Raw genomic sequence first — 14,802 nt, 5'->3', positions numbered from 1 at the left:
GGCGAACAATAATATTAAAAAAGCTGCCAAAAAAATTTTGGCAGCTTTTTTAATATCAGATCGAAAACCCTTCACTGTATGTTTTCGTGAGGTATTTTGTCGCTTCGGGGTCATCTACAAATGTTTGAGTTTGCGGATCCCATTTAACCGGACGTTTCAGTTCAATGGCAATATTGCCTAGATTGCACGTAGTACACGTGCTGTGCCCAATCTCTACCGGGACAATGGGATCAATATTTGACTTTACGGCATCGATAAAGTTCTGATTATGTGGAACTCTCGTTTCATATCTTCCTCCCTGAGTTTCTGCCTTAGGAGGCATCAGACTTTCATCGGAAGCATGATAGAATTGTCTCGAAACTTCAATCCAGCCTTTATCTCCCCAGAACTTAATTCCCAATGTTTTTTCCCTCGTCAAACGGCTCGTTGGTCACAACTACTCCATTATCGTATTTGAACGTAAGAAATTCCGTGCCCGCGTAGCCGGCGGGAATAATTTCAACTGGACCGCTCTTATCCATCCCGATACCCCATTGAGCGATATCGAAGTTGTGCGCTCCCCAGTCGGTAGTGTATCCTCCGCCTAATCCCTTGTTGTAACGCCATTCAGCCCAATAACTTTCATTCTGCTCCGGATCAAGCGAGATGGGTGGATTCAACCGGGAATTGTAATGAAAATACTCCAACGGGCCTAGCCACATTTTCCAATTCAAATCGGCAGGTACAGGTTCTTCCGGCAGATCATACGGATGTGGTCCAGGGCCTACATAAGCATTCACTTTCTCAACTTTCCCGATCTTCCCTTCCTGAACCATTTTCACAGCATGTTGAAAATTCGGATCCGAACGTTGCTGGCTGCCTACACCAAGAATTACATTATTTTCGCGTACGGCCTTGACCAGTTCCTGACCCTCTTTTATCGTAAATGTTAACGGTTTTTCCAGATAAATGTGTTTCTTTGCTTTACAAGCATCAATGGCAATAAAAGCGTGCCAATGATCGGGTGTGGCAATCACAACGGCATCAATATCATCGCGAGCCAGAAGATCTTTGTAATTTTCATAAACATCCACTGAAACAGTTTTTTTGCTGCGATCCATAATGATCGTTCAACCGTTTTAGAAAACGTTCCCGCTTAATCCCGTATACATCACTTCCTGCTACAACCTCCACTCCTGAAATAGTCAGAAATGCACCCAACAGGCCTATACCCTGCTGACCTAAACCGATGAACCCTAAACGAGTGATACCATCGTCAATCTTCTCATTTCCCGATTTTTTGTTTGAGTTGCAGGAAGCCAAAAACTGGGGAAGCACCGTTACACCAACCACTCCAACGGCTGCTGATTTAATAAATTTTCTCCTTGTTAATTGATTACTCATGACTTTAGATAAATAAATATAAGTTAATTTAACACCCGACACCAGTCTTTCGACTTGTCTGGATTTTATTCAAAATGGTATGTAAACATGGATCAGCAGGAAAAATGATGAGGGTATTCCTTAAAGAACACCCTCACGCCATAAATTGCTTCTTTTAAAGGATATAACCTTCAGTATAGGTTTTATTAAACAACCTGTTTTTATCCGCTTCCGGATCATCTACAAATTTTTTCTGTGGCAGGATCCCATTTTATCGGGCGCTTCATGTCGTAAGCGATGTTTCCGAGCGTACATACTGTACAACTGCGATGTCCGATTTCAACCGGCACAACCGGATCGGTTTTCGTTTTTACAGCATTGATGAAGTTTTCCAAATGCGGGACTTTCGTTTCATATGCACCTTCTGTTTCTTCAACTTTAGGAGGTAACAAACTGTCATCCGAAGCTAAGTAGTGCCCCCTCGATACTTCAATCCAACCTTTATCACCCCCAAAACTTCACACCTTTTGTTTGTTTTTCGTCGAAAGGTTCTTCAGTCATTACAGCGCCATCAGCATATTTGTACGTGAGAAATTTTGTATCTTGATATCCTGCGGGAATAATTTCCACCGGACCACTATTGTCCATGCCTAATCCCCATTGTGCAATATCAAACATATGGGCACCCCAGTCGGTAGTGAATCCACCCCCTAGCTCTTTGTACCAGCGCCATGCTCCCCAGAACTGTTCTTTTTGCTCGGGATCAAGTGAAATGGGCGGGTTTAATTGCGAGTTATAATGTATAAATTCAGAGGGGCCCAACCACAGTGGCCAGTTCAAGTCGGCCGGAACGGACTCTTCGGGAAGATCATACGGTGTTGGGGGAGCGCCTACGTAAGCATTTACTTTTTCTATTTTTCCAATTTTTCCTTCTTGTACCATTTTTACAGCGTGCTGGAAATTAGGATCTGAACGCTGTTGGCTGCCAACAGCAAGAATTACTCCGTTGTTTCTTACTGCTTTTACCAATTCCTGGCCTTCCTTTATAGTAAATGTTAACGGTTTTTCGAGATAGACGTTTTTCTTGGCATTACATGCTGCTATGGCAATAAACGCGTGCCAGTGATCGGGCGTAGCAATCACAACCGCATCGATATCCTCTCGTGCGATCAAGTCCTTATAGTTCTCATACACCTCTACTGCTACAGATTTCTGCTGTGTGACATTGTGATCGTTTATGCGCTTCAGAAATCGTTCCCGCTTGATACCGTACACGTCGCATCCGGCCACAACTTCTACTTCCGGCATCCCCATAAATCCGTTCAGCAAATACATGGCTTGCTGCCCTAAACCAATAAATCCCAGACGGATAATTCCATCGGCAACTTCACCGGCTTTCTTGTTCTGACAAGACGTTACGAACTGTGGGAATACGGCTACACCAACAGCACCGATAGCCGCCGTTTTCAAAAATTTTCTTCTTGTTAATTGATTACTCATGACTTTTAGATAAATTTTTAAGTATAATTTTTTTAAGTATAACTTTTTTCTTTAAACTTTACAAATATAACGGATAAATTCAAATATAAGTCCATTTATTGTGGAAAAAATGCTTTAATAATGCTCCAGCTTTTTCCGGTTTAACACCTTTAATTCCTTTTTGTATAAAGAAATAACACCATCATTGATCATCTCGCCAATGGTGCGTGCAAGGGACGGACGCTGAACACCAAAATATTCGGCTAATTGCGTCTGAGTTCTTTTTAAAATAAAACTGTCCTGATCGGGAGAGGTGTTCTCGAGGATATATAAGGACAACTTCGCACGCAGACTCTTGATAGAAAGCATTTTGACCTTCCCTGATAAAAAGACCGTCATATTGGAATTCAGCCTCAAAAAGTTTCTCAGCAACGTTTCATTCAACATCATTTTTTTGAGAAAAACAGATTTTGGAATCATATAAACAACTGCCTTCTCCATGGTAATGGCATCGACAGGAAACCTGTGCTGGTCGGAAAAAATAAATGCAGGTGCTAATGGACGAACGGCCTCAATAAATTCAATTTCAACCAAATTACCCTCAGCTGTAATCATTTCAGTGCGCACAATCCCTTCCGTCAATAAGTACAGAAAAGTGATAGTGTCTCCCTGTCTAACCACGTATTCTCCTTTCTGAAAAGTCCGGATTTCACATACTGTATCGGATATAAAATCCTCAAGAGTTTTATCGTCGATTCCGGAAAACAGTGGACAATCAGCAAGAATTGGGTTGTACATGTATTTTTTTAAAAACAAAAATAATTAAATCCATACAAACAATCAAAAAAACACGTTTATTTACTCAAGCAGTTAAGTTCCGCAGGTTATTCTTCCAAATGGTTGCATATGCACCCTGAAAATCCAACAAACTATTTAAAATTACCTAAAAAAATCTCGTGTAACCTGGGTTACAAAAGTTCATGATTCTCCGGACTACCTTTGTCTCACTAAACAATAACAATAAAAATTAAAAGTATTATGGATAAAATGTTTTGTTTTCAGTGTCAGGAAGCAGCAAAGAACGAAGGCTGCACCGTAAAGGGAGTATGTGGAAAAACCGCAGATGTGGCCAACCTTCAGGATTTGCTGTTGTTCTTGTGCAAAGGAATTTCACATTATACCGTTCCGTTGAGAAAATATGGGATTGAAATTCCGCAGATCAACAAATTTATTACTGATAGCTTGTTTATGACCATCACAAATGCCAATTTCGACAAAAACCGGTTTACCACACGCCTGTTAATGGCTTTCGAAATGCGGAATGCCGCAAGGGAACGCCTGACTAACACAGGGGGAAATATTGATGGGATCACTTTTGACGGTGCTCTCTGGGTGGGAGAAACCGAAGCCGAAATATCAAAAAAAGCGTTCGAAGTGGGTGTGCTTACCACAAAAAATGAAGATGTCCGCTCTCTTCGTGAACTCACCATTTACGGATTAAAAGGAATGGCTGCATATGCCGAACACGCTTTCAACTTAGGTTACACAGAAAACGAAATTTTCGCTTTTATGCAGCGTGCGCTGGTAGCAACAACGGACGACACCCTTTCGGTTGACGAGTTGACCGCACTGGTTCTCGAAACCGGGAAATACGGTGTACAGGTAATGGCATTGCTGGATAGAGCAAACACATCGAGTTACGGAAATCCGGAAATCACAAAAGTAAACCTTGGCGTACGTAACAATCCGGGAATTCTCATCAGCGGACACGACTTAAAGGATATGGAAGATCTGCTGAAACAAACCGAAGGGACAGGGGTAGATGTTTACACGCACAGTGAAATGCTTCCGGCAAACTACTATCCGGCATTTAAGAAATACAGCCACTTCGTGGGCAATTACGGGAGTTCATGGTGGCATCAAACCGAAGATTTTGAGAATTTTAACGGAATTATCCTGTTTACGACCAACTGCATTGTCCCTCCCCGAAAATCATCCACTTACATCGACAGGGTCTATACAACAGGGGCATCGGGATTCGAAGGATTCAAGCATATCGGGGACCGAAAGGAGGGACAACCAAAAGACTTTTCTGCAATAATCGAACATGCCAAAAAATGTGCTGCTCCCAAAGAAATCGAAACGGGTGAGATTGTAGGCGGATTCGCACACAATCAGGTCATTGCTCTTGCTGATAAAGTGGTTGAAGCAGTCGAGTCCGGCGCCATTCGCAAATTCTTTGTGATGGGAGGATGCGACGGGAGAATGAACGGAAGAAACTATTATACCGAGTTCGCTCAAAAACTGCCCGGGGATACAGTCATCTTAACCGCCGGTTGTGCCAAATACCGGTACAACAAGTTACCGTTGGGTGATATCAATGGCATTCCCCGTGTACTTGACGCCGGACAGTGCAACGACAGCTACTCACTCGTAAAAATCGCTCTCGCATTAAAAGAAGCCCTAGGTTTAAACGACTTGAACGATTTGCCCATCGCTTATAACATTGCCTGGTATGAACAAAAGGCGGTAATTGTTTTGCTGGCCCTGCTCTATTTGGGAGTAAAGAACATCCACCTTGGACCGACCCTCCCTGCATTCCTTTCACCCAACGTGGTGAATGTACTGGTAAACAACTTTGGAATTACGGGAATTACAAGCGTGGACGAAGACATGAAACTTCTCCTCGAAACGGTGGAGAGCAAATGATCCGATTTACTCAAAAAGTGAAAGATATCGAAAAAATTCTAAACTGTAACCTGAGTTACAGTTTAGTTTCAATCTAAATAATATCTTTACCGCATCAATCATCAATTAAAACCAATTATGGCAACTTTTGAACCTGCAAAAATTTTTACGATGGAAGATTCAATTGAATATTCCTCCGGAGGCGTTATCAGCAAACAAGTTATAAAAAAGCAATCGGGAAACGTCACATTGTTTTCTTTCGATAAAGACCAGGGACTGACGGAACACACCTCGCCCTATGATGCGATGGTATACCTGCTGGACGGTGAGGCAGAAATCCGCATAGACGGCAATCCTCACCATTTGAAAAAAGGTGAGTGCATCATTATGCCTGCCGGGTTCTCTCATGCACTCTATGCTATTGAGCCGTTTAAAATGGTGTTGACAATGATTAAGCAATAAATTTATGAGTGAAGTAATCAACAACTCGTCGCAGCGCAAAGAACTGTTGCGACACCTTCTCCTCCGTTTACACGAAGGAGAAAACCCCGAAGTGCTGCGACAAAGACTTATCGAAGTGCTCCGCAACATCCCATACAACGAAGTGGTGGAAGTTGAACAGGAACTCATCAATAGCAACGCACTTACCGAGGAAGAAATTCTCGATTTCTGCGATTTGCATACGGCTGTACTCGACGGTAGCATCGATTTGGGTGGTGCCAAACCCGTTCCCGCAGGGCATCCGGTGGACACATTCAAAAAAGAAAATCAGTCATTAAAAAGAGAAGTAATTAAAATCGCCGGCCTGTTTGATAACGTAACTGACCTTAGCGAAAAACAACTGCCGGGATTTATACTGCAGCTTCGTACAATATTCAATAACTTATCCGATGTGGATAAACACTACAAACGGAAGGAATATCTGCTTTTCCCCTTTTTGGAGAAACACCTTATCACAGGCCCTCCAAAGGTGATGTGGGGTAAACACGACGAAATCAGGGATTTGTTGAAAAGTTCTTTTGAAGCGCTGGAATCACCCGTTTCAACGGTGGAAGAAATGAAATCCCTTGTTCAGCTCGTACTTGTTCCGGCCGTTGAGATGTTGGACGGAATGATTATGAAAGAAGAGGAAATTTTGTTCCCAATGGCAATGGACACATTAACCGAAGAAGAATGGTACAAGGTCTATCAGGAAACGCCTAATTTCGGTTACTGCCTTTTTGACCCGGAAGACGAATGGCAACCGTCCGGCACAAAGGTTGAAAAACAGGAATACGTGACCGCCGATGCTATACGCCTTTCCTCCGGAGCATTTAATCTCGCTGAGCTAGAAGCCCTTTTCTTACATCTTCCCATCGACATTACATTTGTGGACAAAATCGATAAGGTACGTTTCTTTTCACACAGTCCCAACAGGGTTTTCGAGCGAAACCGTTCTATTATCGGACGTGATGTACGGATGTGCCATCCGCCGGGAAGTGTGCACGTGGTAGAGCAAATACTTTCCGATTTCAAAAGCGGGAAAGAAAACAAAGCCGTTTTTTGGATGTCGAACTTCATGGGGCGGTTCATCTATATCGAATACTCGGCTGTACGCGGAAAAGAAGGGGAGTATCTGGGTGTTGTGGAAGTAACGCAAGATATCACACAAATGAGAAAACTGGAAGGCGACCAGCGACTGCTTTCGTATGAACACAAATAATCCCGACATCACTCCCGACACCAAAGTTGCCGATTTATTAAAAGAATTTCCGCAACTGGAAGAGCTTTTGAAGCATTTCTCTCCTGCTTTTGCCGCATTAAAAAATCCGGTATTGCGAAAAACGGTAGCAAAAGTAACCTCGTTGCAGCAAGCGGCAAAAGTGGGAGGTGTGAGTATAGTGGAGATGGTTAATACGCTCAGAAAGGAAGCAGGACTATTGCCGCTTGAGAACAGTTTCTGTCCAAACAGTGAAGATATTCATATCCCTTTCTCAGAAAAAATGCTCCCGGCAACCATTACGCACACATTGGATGTCCGCCCCATCATCGAATCCGGAAATCACCCTAAGGATCAAATACTTGATCTCGCCAATAAGTTGAATCAAGGAGATTGTCTGGAATTTATCTCTTCGTTTCCTCCCACCCCACTGATCGATTTGCTACAAAAGAAAGGCTACAGCGTCACGATGCTTGCGCCTGATGAAGGCGTTGTAAGAACCTTCGTGAAAATGAAGTAATCTGCGTTTTTTGATGATAATCAAACGTAAATAGAAAAACCGTTGCCAATTAATTTTGTATTTTTGTCAAATTCAAACGTGTTTTTCTAAAAATATCATCATGACTACAAGAAGAGAATTTATCAAAAAAGCAGCCATTGGCACAACACTGGTTTCTATAGGGGGTGTTTTACCTGGATTTAGCGCCAGAAGCTACAAAAACATAGTCGGGGCCAACGAGAAAATAAAAATGGGCGCTATTGGTGTAAACTCACGTGGTAACGCCTTGTCGGGAGGTTTTGCACGGGAAAAAGGATGCGAAATAGCTTACGTTTGCGACGTAGACAGACGTGCCATGGAAAAATGTATCACCAACGTAAAAAAAATTGCAGGCAATACCCCTCAGGGAGAAAAAGACCTAAGAAAGTTGCTTGAAATAAAGGATTTAGATGCCGTGATCATTGCTACACCCGAACATTGGCATGCACCAGCTGCTCTGATGGCTATGAAAGCCGGCAAAAATGTCTATCTGGAAAAACCCACCAGTCACAATCCGGCAGAGGATGAAATCCTCATGCAGGCAGTGAAAAAATATAACATAGTTACTGCAACAGGTATGCAACGCAGATCGTGGCCTAATGTAATCAAAGCGGTACAGGAAATAAAAGAGGGAATCATTGGCAAAGTCTACTTCGGTAAAGCCTGGTACGCAAATAACAGGCCATCAATTGGAACAGGAAACGTTACGGCTGTACCGGAATGGCTTGACTGGGAACTGTGGCAAGGTCCGGCACCAAGGGTAACCAGCTACAAAGACAACTATCTCCACTATAACTGGCATTGGTTCTACAATTGGGGTACCGGCGAAGCTGGAAATAATGGTGTGCATTTTCTTGATATTCTCCGTTGGGGAATGGACTTGACCTATCCTACCCATGTTGATTCCTCAGGAGGCAGATACCTTTATAGTGATGACTGGGAATTTCCAGATACACAAATCGTCAACCTCGAATTTGGAGGCAACAAGCTAATCACATGGGAAGGTCGGAGTTGCAACGGTCGGAATATTGAAGACTCTTCGGTAGGCTGCGCATTCTACGGCGAATCCGGCACCCTGGTGATCGGAGGAGGAAATGCTTACAAGGTGTACGACCTGAAGAATAAGCTTGTAAAAGAGGTAACCAGTGAAATGAGTTTCAAGGCCGGGGATACTACAAACCCCACCCAACAATTGGACTCGTTCCATTTTTCCAACTTTTTGGACGGTATCAGAAAAGGGTCTACGCTTAATGCCGATATTAACGTAGGATGTATCAGCACAACCCTGGCACATTTAGGGAATATAGCCCAACGCACAAGAACTACATTCGAGACAAATCCCACCAACGCCCACATTATCAATAACCGTGCAGCCAGCAAACTGTGGAGCAGGAAATATCAAAAAGGTTGGGAAATGAAACTTTAAATTCATTCTTATAAATTCTCTCATTCTTTCATTCTTTCATTCCGCCAGATTTTTGTAAGGTTAACACACAAAAATCCTGGCGGATTTTTTTTAATTCCGGCTGTCTGCATTCGGACGCCTGAAATATACTTTGTTCTATCTTTATAAGATCTGACGCAATGAGAACAATTATCCAAGGTTTTAAGCAACTAATGGAACATGTCTTCTCTTTCTTGCGCTTTTTGAAAGAAGCTTTGCGTAATTTTCTGATATTATATGGTTTATCCTGGCGAACTTTGAAAAAAATGAAAAAACGGAAATCCCAGTAGATTTCTATGATTGTTTACGGATAATAAAACCTATAAATATTAGAAAAATGATTGCTAAAACCTATTTTTCAGGATTTCAGGATGCTCATGAAACCTACAATGCCATTTCCGAAGCCAGTGACGGAAAAATTTACTACGTCCTCTGTTCAACCCGGCACGACGTTGGAGCTCAGATGTATTGCTACGATCCGGCTTCAGACAAGACTCAGTTTCTGGCGGATCTCTCAGAAGCCCTGGGGGAGAAGAAACTGAATTATATTTCTCAGGGAAAGAGTCATACCGAATTCTTTGAACACGACAACAAACTCTTTTTTGCCACACATGTTGGATATTACGAAATGATCGATGGTGCACAGCAACTTCCTGTAAATGCACCTGATGGATATAAACTTTATCCGGGTGGACATTTTCTCTATTACGATATGACCACCGGAGAGATTCAGGATCTAGCATTGGCACCCGATGGGGAAGGAATTCTTACCATGACAATGGATAAAGAAAGAGAACGTTTGTATGGCATAACCTGGCCCAAGGGATATTTTATCGATTACGATATAAAAAAGAATACACTAAAAAATCTGGGTCTTATCAATGGACTGGGCGAGTTCGGAAAAAGAGGGGAAGATTACAGGGTGTTGTGCCGTTCCATCCTTGTAAACCCTGATGACGGACATGTTTTTTATTCTACGGCTGAAGGTGATATCTACGAATATGATCCTTTCACAGATCAGGTTCCACAGAAAATGGAGGAGGTAAGCATGAGACTTGATTACTTTGGGAAATACGATGTAAAGGATGCCGGCAGCATGGGATATAACTGGAGGAAAATCTTCTGGTACGGGCCAGAAAACAAAGCTTACGGTGTACATGGGAACTCAGGATATCTTTTCAACTTCGATCCTAAGAGCCGGAAGATTGAGATCGTCGAAAGAATCACGTCTGAACCTTCTCGTAAAAGCGGAATGTTCGATCAGTTTAGCTATGGATACCTGGGATTTAAAATTAAGAACGATACCATTTTTTATCTTACCGGTGCTCCTATATATAAGGATGGAAAACGAATAGCCGGATTGGAAAAAATAAGCATGGGCGCTCCTAAAGGATTAGAATATCTGCACGTTGTTACGTATAATATTCCGGAGCAAAAATATAAGGATCTGGGCCCGGTTTTTTATGAGAATGGCAATTTCCCCACCTATGTAAATTCTATTGCTATCGGTGATGATAATGATATCTATACCGTTGCCAGATTTGATCATAATGGAAAAAAGATAGATGATCTGGTAAAAATCTTTCTTGACACCTGAACGGCACCTTAGCCGGCTGGCCCGACAATAACAGCTATTAAAGAGTGACCTGCCGGCTTCGGTTTTTAATTCACGTGTTGAAATCATCCATATCGTTGGCACGAATGATTATTAATATGTTCTAAGAATAAATGTCATGACAGTTCATAAACGATTGAAATGTTTGCTGATGGTGCTGTCCATTACCTGGGCACCGTATATGATGATGGCTAAAAATCAGATTCCTCCAGCCAATAATTCAATTGCAATATCTGTCTTCGATCTGGATGCTACCCCTTCCGTTGGGACAGCTCTGGCATATGATGAAATGAAAAACAGCTGGGATTTGGGCCTTCGTGCTCGAGGAGTAGTGATCCTGGGATCGGGGGAACCGATTGTCTTATGTGCAATTGACTGGATTGGCATCGCCAATGAAAGTCATGTGGCTTTCAGAAAAGCATTGGCTGAAGCAGCAGGAACCACTCCCAACAGAGTTGCATTACACTCGCTTCATCAGCATGATGCTCCCCGTTCCGATTTTGGAGCTGAGAAGTTGTTAATTGAAGCAAATCTTGATCCCGAACGATATGAAGGCACCTACGACCGCCAGCTGATGGTTAAATTGGCTGATGCTGTGAAAGAATCACTAAAGAACCCCCACCCTATTACACATATTGGTCTGGGAGAGGCTGAAGTGTATCAAGTTGCTTCCAATCGCCGCATTTTCGGAAGTGATTCCCTTGTCAAAGCTACCCGTTTTTCGGCATGTGGGGATCGTAATCTCAGAGACGAGCCAGAAGGGCTGATCGATCCCAAAGTGTCCCTGATCAGTTTTTGGGAGAGAGAAAAACCGGTAGCTATACTGAGTTTTTATGCAACCCATCCTCAAAGTTATTATCGGACCGGTATTGCCAACCCCGATTTTCCGGGAATAGCCCGTTTTCTCAGACAGCTGGAGGTGCCTGATGTTTTGCATCTGCATTTTAACGGAGCAGGTGGCAATATTGCCGCTGGAAAATACAACGACGGCTCGAAGATAAACAGATGGATTCTCGCTCAACGTCTGGCGGATGGCATGAGAAGGGCCTGGAGCGCCACAGAGAAAGAAGCCGTCGCGGCAGTTTCAGTAGAGTGGTTGGTTCAACCGGTACGTTTGCGTCCTTCTGACAAGAGTCTTGAAGAGGTTAACAAATGGGAAAAAACCAAGGAGAAAGAGGCTCTGCCAGGAATTGTCTCCCGGGTTGCATATATTCAACGATACAGGGATGGCGGAGAAACTGACATCACGTGTTTAAAAATCGGAAAAGCCAGAATAATCGGACTACCCGGAGAGTGTTTTGTAGAATTTCAGCTGTTTGCAAAAAAAATCCGTCCCGATTTGTTTGTAGCAGTTGCTGCCTACGGAGATTACGGCCCGGGCTATATAGCCCCCCGGGAAGCTTATAAACAGGGAGGTTATGAAGTAGAGGTATCGGGTATCTCCCCCGAAGCAAGTGATACTCTGATGCAAGCAATCGAAAGTTTACTAACCCAGAAGTAACCCAGAATTCACAAAAGGAATCAATCATATAATCATCGGCTCCATCACAATCAATCACGATTAGCGTTTTAGGATCGTTTTCATTCTTTTGTACTGCCTGAGTATAAAAATCCTGTCTCCGGAAAATAGTTAAATATTACTAAATTACTTTTTTCTATTAAGATCCTACCTCTAAGTACTTATTTATGCCTATATTTGCATTGTAAAAGCGCATAAAAACGCAATAACTGTTTTTTAGTTATACTTAAATGTATGCGTTGTAGCTGCACCAAACCTAATTGAAATCAAAGACGACAGGATATGCTAAAGGAAGAACGATTTAAGATTATCATGAAACAGATCAATTTGCACAATAAAGTGCTTTCTGTTGATCTGAGCAAATTGTTAAACGTATCAGAAGACACCATCAGAAGAGACTTGAAAGAACTGGCTGATGGCGGACACATTGTCAGGGTTCACGGCGGTGCCATCAGTAAATCCCTGGTCAGGCCTTTTATTGCTGACGTCAATGTTTATTCGATAGAAGAAAAGAGGATTATTGCTGCAAAAGCTGTAAAACTGATTGAAAACAACATGACCTTGCTTTTTGAGGGAGGGACCACTATTTTTGAACTGACGAAGGTTATTCCTGAAAATCTCAACCTCACCATTTTTACCATAAGTCCGCAGATAGCAATCTCTCTTTCGGAGTACAAAAACATAAAAGTATTTACTATTGGGGGGGAATTAAAAAAAGATCATAACATTCATGTAGGTGCTCACACCATTAATGAGTTGCATCGAATAAGATTTGATCTTTGTTTTATGGGAGTAAATGCGATCTCCGTTGAACGGGGAATGACAGATATCGATATGGAGGTTGTTGAGGTGAACAAGGCCATGTTTGAGGTATCGGAAAAGAATGTACTGCTTACAATTGCTGAAAAACTGAATTTATCGCAACGCCATCAGGTATCAGATTTGTCCGACATCGATTTCTTGATCACCGAACTGGATTGTAATAATCCTTTTCTCGACGGATTCCGGAATCAATACAGCCACATAAATATCCATTAGTTTACCACATCAATTTAATAACTAAAAGATTATAACATGACAACAAAAAAAATCAACAGAAGAGGCTTTATTAAAAGCTCATCGATGATAGGTATGGGAGCAGCCCTTGGGCTGTCAGGCTTGCCCTACTCAATGCAATCGCAGACGCGCAGGTCGGCAATTCTTGGTGGAAAACGCTCGTTCAACGGTACCTGGCACGGATGGCCTGTAGTTGGAACTCCAGAAGAAGAAGAGTTGTTAAAAGTATTACGAAGTGGAAAATGGTGTCGCCTGGGCAGTCCCACAGCACCACGGTTTGAAGACGAATACCGGAAAATGACCGGTTCTGGACATGCCCTTGCCACCTCTAGTGGTACCACGGCCTTAACGACGATGCTCGGAGCATTGGATATCGGCCCCGGCGATGAGGTGATCTTGCCACCCTATACTTTTATCGCCACCTACAACGTGATTGTACAAAACTATGCGCTGCCCATTTTTGTGGATACGGATATAGAAAGTTTCCAGATTGATGCCTCAAAGATTGAGTCGGCGATCACTTCTCAAACCCGTGCATTAATGCCGGTACATATTGGCGGATCGCCATTTGATGTGGATACCGTGATGAAGGTTGCCTCCAAGCATAATCTCCCTGTCATTGAGGATGCCTGCCAAGCACATTTTGCCGAATGGAAAGGGAAAAAAGTCGGTAATTTCGGACTGGGAGGGGCTTTCAGTTTCCAGGCTTCCAAAAACCTCAATTCCGGGGAAGGAGGAGCGATCATCACCAACGATAAGGGTTTCTACAACAAATGCTACAGTTTTCACCACCAGGGACAGGGTTCCGATGCGGCAAGCCTTGAACCCGGCTCGGGCACCCGTGGTTCAAACCTGAGAATGACGGAGTTCCAGGCAGCAATCCTTCTGGCGCAGATGACGCGCATCCCTGAACAAATAAAACAACGATCAGAAAATGCAGCATATCTCTCAGGGTTACTTTCCGAGATTCCCGGGATCAAGCCCGCCAAGCTCTATGAAGGGACCACCCGCAGCGCTTTCCATCTCTATATGTTCCGTTACAACAAGGAAGCCTTCGCCGGTATGGATCGCTCCACATTTGTCCGGGCATTAAATGCGGAAGGCATTCCCTGTTCGACAGGTTATACTTCCCTGACCAAAGAGGCCTATGTACATAATCTGGCGAAGAACAAGCACTACCTGAAAATTTACGGGGAGAGGGGAATGAAACAATGGCTCGAACAGATTGCCTGCCCCGTGAACGATAAGTTATGCGAAGAAGAAGCGTTATGGTTTACCCAAACCATGCTGCTTGGTGACAGAAAGAATATGGATATGATTGCCGACGCTATCAGGAAGATATCCCGTGAAGCGAAAGCAATCAGCAAGTTGTAATTTTCCTGTACTTCATTTCAAATTATAA

The 14,802-nt window shown here is 43.0% G+C and carries 10 protein-coding genes and 2 pseudogenes; 9 read left to right on the top strand and 3 right to left on the bottom strand.

Annotated features, from left to right (window positions below):
- Positions 1 to 55: 55 nt before the first annotated feature.
- The 3 genes and pseudogenes from KCV26_10420 to KCV26_10410 all read right to left on the bottom strand — a co-directional run bounded on the left by KCV26_10420 (position 56) and on the right by KCV26_10410 (position 3,639).
- Positions 56 to 1,383 (bottom strand): annotated as a pseudogene (locus tag KCV26_10420) (Gfo/Idh/MocA family oxidoreductase).
- 154 nt (positions 1,384 to 1,537) lie between these two features.
- Positions 1,538 to 2,862, bottom strand: a pseudogene (locus tag KCV26_10415) (Gfo/Idh/MocA family oxidoreductase).
- A 114-nt stretch (positions 2,863 to 2,976) separates the two neighbouring features.
- Entirely contained in the window at positions 2,977 to 3,639 is a 663-nt protein-coding gene (locus tag KCV26_10410; GenBank protein ID WZX35723.1) for a Crp/Fnr family transcriptional regulator, read from the bottom strand.
- A 249-nt stretch (positions 3,640 to 3,888) separates the two neighbouring features.
- Here KCV26_10410 and hcp point away from each other — a divergent pair, with 249 nt between their 5' ends.
- The 9 genes from hcp (at position 3,889) to KCV26_10365 (ending at position 14,774) form a co-directional block, all read left to right on the top strand.
- Complete coding sequence (gene hcp, locus KCV26_10405) at positions 3,889 to 5,550, top strand: hydroxylamine reductase (GenBank protein WZX38376.1); 1,662 nt, start codon at positions 3,889 to 3,891, stop codon at positions 5,548 to 5,550.
- 117 nt (positions 5,551 to 5,667) lie between these two features.
- Complete coding sequence (locus KCV26_10400; GenBank protein ID WZX35722.1) at positions 5,668 to 5,991, top strand: cupin domain-containing protein; 324 nt, start codon at positions 5,668 to 5,670, stop codon at positions 5,989 to 5,991.
- 4 nt (positions 5,992 to 5,995) lie between these two features.
- The gene (locus KCV26_10395; GenBank protein WZX35721.1) at positions 5,996 to 7,231 is read left to right on the top strand and encodes a DUF438 domain-containing protein; all 1,236 of its coding nucleotides are present in this window, start codon (positions 5,996 to 5,998) and stop codon (positions 7,229 to 7,231) included.
- Entirely contained in the window at positions 7,218 to 7,748 is a 531-nt protein-coding gene (locus KCV26_10390) for a DUF1858 domain-containing protein (GenBank protein WZX35720.1), read from the top strand. The genes KCV26_10395 and KCV26_10390 overlap by 14 nt, the downstream gene beginning before the upstream one ends.
- Before the next feature lie 100 nt (positions 7,749 to 7,848).
- Positions 7,849 to 9,192 (top strand): Gfo/Idh/MocA family oxidoreductase, encoded by a 1,344-nt coding sequence (locus KCV26_10385; GenBank protein ID WZX35719.1) that lies wholly within the window; start codon positions 7,849 to 7,851, stop codon positions 9,190 to 9,192.
- A gap of 355 nt (positions 9,193 to 9,547) precedes the next feature.
- Positions 9,548 to 10,807: a hypothetical protein gene (locus tag KCV26_10380; GenBank protein WZX35718.1), complete on the top strand. Its 1,260-nt coding sequence runs from the start codon at positions 9,548 to 9,550 to the stop codon at positions 10,805 to 10,807.
- A 136-nt stretch (positions 10,808 to 10,943) separates the two neighbouring features.
- Positions 10,944 to 12,326: a hypothetical protein gene (locus KCV26_10375; protein ID WZX35717.1), complete on the top strand. Its 1,383-nt coding sequence runs from the start codon at positions 10,944 to 10,946 to the stop codon at positions 12,324 to 12,326.
- Positions 12,327 to 12,626: 300 nt separating this feature from the next.
- The gene (locus KCV26_10370) at positions 12,627 to 13,382 is read left to right on the top strand and encodes a DeoR/GlpR transcriptional regulator (GenBank protein ID WZX35716.1); all 756 of its coding nucleotides are present in this window, start codon (positions 12,627 to 12,629) and stop codon (positions 13,380 to 13,382) included.
- A 51-nt stretch (positions 13,383 to 13,433) separates the two neighbouring features.
- Positions 13,434 to 14,774 (top strand): DegT/DnrJ/EryC1/StrS family aminotransferase, encoded by a 1,341-nt coding sequence (locus KCV26_10365; protein ID WZX38375.1) that lies wholly within the window; start codon positions 13,434 to 13,436, stop codon positions 14,772 to 14,774.
- Positions 14,775 to 14,802: the final 28 nt, after the last annotated feature.

The organism is Petrimonas sulfuriphila, from assembly GCA_038561985.1.
Lineage (GTDB): Bacteria > Bacteroidota > Bacteroidia > Bacteroidales > Dysgonomonadaceae > Petrimonas > Petrimonas sulfuriphila.
This window is presented reverse-complemented; position numbering and strand designations above follow the sequence as displayed.